Annotated in this window: 4 protein-coding genes and 1 pseudogene; all 5 read left to right on the forward strand. The window is 76.8% G+C overall.

Annotated features, from left to right (window positions below):
• Positions 1-235: pseudogene (locus tag Q4D18_RS10850) on the forward strand (hypothetical protein); the annotation flags it as partial.
• Positions 232-1782, forward strand: coding sequence for an anchored repeat ABC transporter, substrate-binding protein (locus Q4D18_RS10855; RefSeq protein ID WP_303128285.1), 1551 nt, complete (start codon positions 232-234; stop codon positions 1780-1782). The pseudogene Q4D18_RS10850 and the gene Q4D18_RS10855, both read left to right, overlap by 4 nt.
• Positions 1779-2744, forward strand: a complete 966-nt coding sequence (locus Q4D18_RS10860; protein ID WP_303128288.1) for a choice-of-anchor M domain-containing protein — start codon at positions 1779-1781, stop codon at positions 2742-2744. The genes Q4D18_RS10855 and Q4D18_RS10860 overlap by 4 nt, the downstream gene beginning before the upstream one ends.
• On the forward strand, positions 2741-3529 hold the full coding sequence (locus Q4D18_RS10865; RefSeq protein WP_303128291.1) for a metal ABC transporter ATP-binding protein: 789 nt from the start codon (positions 2741-2743) through the stop codon (positions 3527-3529). Before Q4D18_RS10860 ends, Q4D18_RS10865 begins: the two co-directional genes overlap by 4 nt.
• Positions 3516-5323: anchored repeat-type ABC transporter permease subunit (locus Q4D18_RS10870; RefSeq protein WP_303128292.1), on the forward strand; the 1808-nt coding region annotated here is incomplete at its 3' end. The genes Q4D18_RS10865 and Q4D18_RS10870, both read left to right, overlap by 14 nt.

The following is a 5323-nucleotide window of genomic DNA, read 5'->3' on the forward strand; positions in this document are numbered from 1 at the left end:
CGCCCCGGCCGTCGCCGGGGCAGCGGTCGCCGGGCCGGTCGGCGCCTCCGGGGCCGCGGCTGCTCCGTCCCCCGGAGGGACCGGCGGCCTAACCGCCCTCGGCCCCGTCCAGGGTCCGGCCTCCGCCTCCGGCGGCACCGCCCCGCACTGGCCCTCGCTGCTCCTGGGCGCCGGCGGCGTCGCCGTCCTGCTGGGTTTCGGGGCGCTGGTGTACCGGATCGCGCGCGCCCGATGAGCACGCGTCGCCTCCTCGCGGCCCTCGCCGCGGGCGCGCTCGCCCTGACCGGCTGCGCGCCGCTCACCGGCGCTGCCCGTCCCGAGGCCGAGCCCCCCGCCCACCGTCTGCGCGTGGTGACGACCACCCCGGTGATCGCCGACGTCGTCCGCCAGGTGGCGGGGGAGCACGCGGACGTCACCTCGATCGTCCCCGCCGGCCGGGACCCGCACTCCTACGAGCCGACGCTGCGCCAGGCCCGCGACGTCGCCTACGCGGACCTCGCCTTCTCCACGCACCTGCTTCTCGAACCGGAAGCCCAGATGCGCCTGCTGCGCTCCACGCTGCCCGCCGAGGCGAGCCTCGTGGAGCTCTCCGAGAGCGCCGCCCAGGACGGCATCGACCTGCTGCCGGTCGTGGAGAACCCGATCCTCGACCAGCTCTGGCTGGGCGCCCGGAACGATGCCGCGGACGGCCGTGCCCTGCACCTGCGCCTGGACCGCGCCGAGGGCCCTGGCGACGCGCACGCGTTCCTGACCCGCACCTTCGGCACGGTCGAGGCCGTGTTCGACTCCCGCCGCCCGGGAGGTCAGCTCGCCCTGCCCGGCGGCGCACACACGCATCTGAGCTGGGCGTTCACACGCCCGGGACGCTACACCCTGACGCTGAGCGCGGTGGACGACGCCGGCACGCCGGTCACCGAGGCCACCGACGTGACGATCATGGTGGGGCGGGCCCCGCAGGAGGAGCCGGAGCTGGCCGGGCGCCGCGTCGTGGACGCCGGCCACGCCGACCTCGTCATGGACCCGGACTCCCGCCGGGTCGCCGTGCGGGCCGACCGGCAGGGCACGCGCGGGGGCGTGGACACGCTCGCGGCGTCCGACGTCGTGCTCGCGGTGACGCCGAAGGCGGTCACCGGCGTCCCGCCGAGCACCGCCTACCGGTTCCTCGGGCCCGTGGACGCCGAGGTGTACCTGCTGCCGCAGGCGGTGGTGGGCAACCACGTCCACGGCAGCCTCGACCCGCACGTGTGGTTGGACCCCCACAACGTCGCCGCGTGGACCAGCCGTGTCGAGCGCGCCCTCGTGGCGGCCGACCCGAGCCACGCCGCCGACTACCGCCGCAACGCGGCCACCGCCCGTGAGCGTCTGCGCGAGCTGCACGCACGGCTCTCGGCCGTCCTGGCGGACCTGCCGCCCGAGCGCCGCCGCCTCGTCACCACCCATGACGCGTACGCCTACTTCGCGCGGGCCTTCGATCTCCAGGTGGCCGGGTTCGCGGTGCCGGCGACGGCGGCCCAGCCCGGCCCGCGCGGTCAGGGCCGGCTCGCCGCCGCCCTGCGGGACCTGGATGTGCCCGCCGTGTTCGCCGAGGGCGGCGACGACGGGCAGAACGCCGTCCTGCGCCGCGTCGCGGCGGCGGCCGACGTCCCCGTGTGCGAGCTGACCGGGGACGTGACCGACCCCGCGGACCCCACCTACGCGGCGCTGCTGACCCGCGCCGTCACCACCGTCCACGCGTGCCTGGCCGACCCGGCCCAGGCCCCGACCGAGAGGCCCCGGCCATGACCCCCTCGACCCCCGCACCCGTCCCGCGGACCGCCCTCGCCTCCCTCGCCGCCGCCCTTGCGGCGACACTGGGCATCTGCACGGCCGCTCCGGCGGTGGGCACTCCAGCGGTCTCCGGTCTGTCCCCGGCCACCGCACCCTCCGCGGCGTCCGGCGTCGTGGACGGCACGGACGGCCTCGCCCAGACGGTCACGGCGGACGAGGCCTCCGCCTCGGACCGGCATGTGATCGAGGCCGGTCACGTGGACATCGGCCCGCGTGTGGTGGACGGCCGATGGACCCTGCAGCTGCGCGACGACTCCCAGGCCACGCCGGTCTGGCGCACCGCCGAGCAGACGGTCCTGCGGGTGCCGGACGCCGCGCGCCTGCCCGTGCCCGAGGACCAGGCCTACGCGTTCCTGGGCGAGGAGCCGGGCACGCCCGTCTTCGTGCTGCCCCAGGTCGAGGACGACCGGATGCCCTGGCCGGGCTGGAGCACCCAGCACCCGGACGCGCTGGCGGCCATGACCCGCGGCGTCGAGTTCCGGCTCGAGTCTGCCCAGGGCCCGGGACGCATGCTCATGTACGTGGACTCGGGCGCGTTCGAGGGGCCCCAGGTGCTCTGGGACTCCGAGCAGCCCGGTGGCCAGCGCGTGTTCGCGGAGGCCAACACCCACACCCACGCGAACTGGGTCTTCACCCGCCCCGGTGTGTACGCCCTCACCGTCTCGGCGGTGACCACCTCCCCCCAGGGCGCCGAGCTGAGGGACACCCGCGTGCTGCGCTTCGCCGTGGGGGACGCCACGGACGTCGAGGACGCCTTCACCGTGGACGGCGCCGCCGCATCCGGTCCGCAGGGCGGCGTCCCGGACGCCGTGTGGTGGGCTGCGGCAGCGGCGGGCGTGCTCGCCGTCGCCGGCCTGATCGTGGGGCTGGCCGGGCGGCGGACCCGCCCCGCGCGTGCGCGCCGGAGCGCCCGGTGAGCGCCGCGCCGCTGATCGCCTGGGAGGGCGTCGACGTCGACCTCGCCGGGCGCCGCATCCTGACCGGCGTGGACCTGGCCGTCCGGGCGAGGGAGCTTGTGGGCGTCGTGGGCCCCAACGGCGCCGGCAAGACGACGTTGCTGCGCGCGGCCCTCGGCCTCGTCCCGCTCAGCGCGGGCCGGGTGCGCTGGTCCGGAGCGGTCCTGGACCGGCGCGGGCCCGTGGGCTACGTGCCCCAGCGCCACGCCACGGCGTGGGAGCTGCCCATGAGCGTGCGGGACCTGGTGGCCACGGGCCGCCGCACCCGCCGCCGGCCCGGGCTGCCGCTGCGCCGCGGCGACCACGCCGCGATCGACGCCGCCCTGGCGCGTGCCGACGTCGCCCATCTGGCCGAGCGCCCCGTGGCGGACCTCTCCGGCGGCCAGCGCCAACGGGCCCTGATCGCCCGAGCCCTGTCGCGCGAGCCGCGGGTGCTGCTGCTGGACGAGCCCTACACCGGCGTGGACGCCCCCACCCAGCTGGCCCTGGACGGGCTCCTGCGAGGGCTGGCGGAGGAGGGGGTCGGCGTCGTGATGACCACCCACGACCTGCGCGCCCTGCTGCGCGTGGCCACCCGGCTCGTCGTCGTCGACGGCGGCGTCCGGGTCGACGCCGAGCCCGACACCGCCCTGACCCACCCCGCCGTGCACGCCGTGTTCGGCCTCCACCCCGACCTGCTCCCGGCCCCGGCCGGGGACGCCCCCATCCGAACGATCCCGAGGGAGGACGCCCGTGCGGCCCTTTGACTTCTTCGTCGACCTGCTGCACCCGCAGCTCGACTTCCTGCCGCGCGCGCTCGCGGTCTCCGTCCTGGCGGCGGTGGTCTGCGCGGTCGTGGGCACCCACGTGGTGCTGCGCGGCAACGCGTTCGTGGGGGAGGCCGTGGCGCACGCCGTGTTCCCCGGGATCGCCGTGGCCGTCCTGCTGGGCGGCAGCGTGCTCCTGGGCGGTGCCGTCGCCGGCGTCATCACCGCCGTCCTGTTCACCCTCGCCGCGCAGAGCAGGCGGGTGACGCAGGACTCCGCCATCGGCATCTGCTTCGTGGCGGCGTTCGCGCTGGGCCTCGTGCTGCTCTCCCGGGCGCGCGGCTACACCGGCTCCCTGGAGGGGTTCCTCTTCGGCTCCGTGATGTCCGTGCCCGCCGAGGAGCTGCCGGTCCTGGCGGCCTTCGGCGCCGCCCTGGTGGCCGTCACCGCGTGGCTGACGCCCACGTTCCTCACGGTGGCCCTGGACCGCGAGTCCGCGCGTGCCCAGGGCCTGCCCGTGGTGGCGCTCGACCTCGCCCTCAACCTGCTCGTCACCCTGGCGATCGTCATGTCCGTCCACGTGGTCGGCAACATCCTGGTGGTCGCGCTGCTCGTGGCCGCCCCGGCCGCCGCGCGGCTGTGCACGGACCGCTGGCGGACCATGCTGGTGCTGGGCCCCGCCTTCGGCGCCCTCGCAGCCCTGATCGGCCTGTGGGCCGCGTGGACGTGGGACGTCCCGGCCGGTGCCGCGATCGTGCTGGCAGCCGCCGCCCTCTTCCTCATGGCACTGGTGGCCGGCCCCCGTCACGGTCTGCTGGCCGTGCGACGCACGCGTCCTCGTGCCGTCCGCTCCGCGCGCGGGGGCGGGACCGCCCCCGCCCCGCGCCGGATGCCCGCGCGGGTCCGTGGCCTGGGACGCGCCGGGGCCGCGGTCGCCGTCGTGGGGCTCCTCCTCGGCGGCTCGCTGGGCGGCGCCGTCGCGGGTGCCCCGGGCGCCGCCGCGGCCGAGCCCCCCGCGCGCCGGGCCCTGCACCACACCCACGTGGACGCCACCCACCTGCACTGGGACGACGAGCGTGGCCTGCGGCTGGACCTCATCGAGGGGCAGAACACGCTCGTCCCGGCCGACGACGTCGTGATCGACGTCCAGGAGGAGCTGTACGAGGGCGTGGACGTCTCCAAGCTGACGGTGCCCGAGCCCCGCGAGGGACGGGACCTGAGCTTCCTCGGCGCTCCCGGCACCACCCTCTGGAACGCCCCCCAGGCCCTCTACGGGGACTGGAAGCCCGTGTGGGTGGGCATCGGCGCCGGCGAGGTGCCGGCCTCCCGCGCGGACATCACCGCCCTGCGCATCCATCTCGTGGACGTGCAGGGCCCGGGAGACGTGGAGGTGTTCTCCATGAACGCCACCGGAGTGCAGCGGGCGTTCTCCTCGACGGACCCGGCGCACGCCTCCTTCGCCGTCGCCCCGCACGCCCACGGCCACTTCAACTGGACCTTCTCGAAGCCGGGAACGTACACGCTCGCCTTCGAGGGCCGCGGACGCAACCCGCGCACCGGCGGGGACCTCGTCTCCAACCGCTCGAAGGTCGTCTTCCGCGTGGGCCCGCCCTCGGCGCAGACCGACGCGCCTCCCGTGGGGCCGGAGTCCCAGCGCCACCCGGGTGGCACGGGCATCGCTCCGGGCACCTCCGAGCCCGGCCCGGTGGATGCGCCGGCGCCGCCCTCCGTCCCCGCCCCCGCACCGGGGACCACGACGCCGGACCCGGGCGGCTCCCAGCCGGGCGCTCCGAC

The organism is Micrococcus sp. (assembly GCF_030523875.1).
Classification (GTDB): domain Bacteria; phylum Actinomycetota; class Actinomycetes; order Actinomycetales; family Micrococcaceae; genus Micrococcus.

What these genes read in the sequence shown, in the direction of transcription:
- Q4D18_RS10855 (WP_303128285.1), top strand. Translation starts at nt 232, where the DNA reads ATGAGCACGCGTCGCCTCCTCGCGGCCCTCGCCGCGGGCGCGCTCGCC.
- Q4D18_RS10860 (WP_303128288.1), top strand. Translation starts at nt 1,779, where the DNA reads ATGACCCCCTCGACCCCCGCACCCGTCCCGCGGACCGCCCTCGCCTCC.